The following is a 217-nucleotide window of genomic DNA, read 5'->3' as shown; positions in this document are numbered from 1 at the left end:
TATTTCAGCCAGTCGGCATTACCGTCTGCCGGTTCTGTAGACGTGCCTTTCTCGTTTACACATATCCAGGAGCTGCCGTTATGCGTCACCTCATCGTAATAGGCATACTTCTCACCCTTCTGCCACGTCCCTTTGAACAATGGCACCCGGAAAGCCTCGCCGGTGATGTCATCCACCTGGAATATCTTGCCGGACATGATGACGTGGCGAAAAACAG

The 217-nt window shown here is 52.1% G+C and carries 1 protein-coding gene; it reads right to left on the bottom strand.

From position 1 onward, the window contains the following. A partial coding sequence (locus M1B78_RS18670; protein ID WP_257941520.1) for a hypothetical protein occupies nucleotides 1–217 on the bottom strand: 217 nt, incomplete at both ends.

Source organism: Bacteroides muris (ex Fokt et al. 2023) (assembly GCF_024704895.1).
Classification (GTDB): Bacteria; Bacteroidota; Bacteroidia; order Bacteroidales; family Bacteroidaceae; genus Bacteroides; species Bacteroides muris.
Note: the sequence above shows the minus strand (reverse complement) of the source record. Positions and strands in the feature narration are given on the sequence as shown.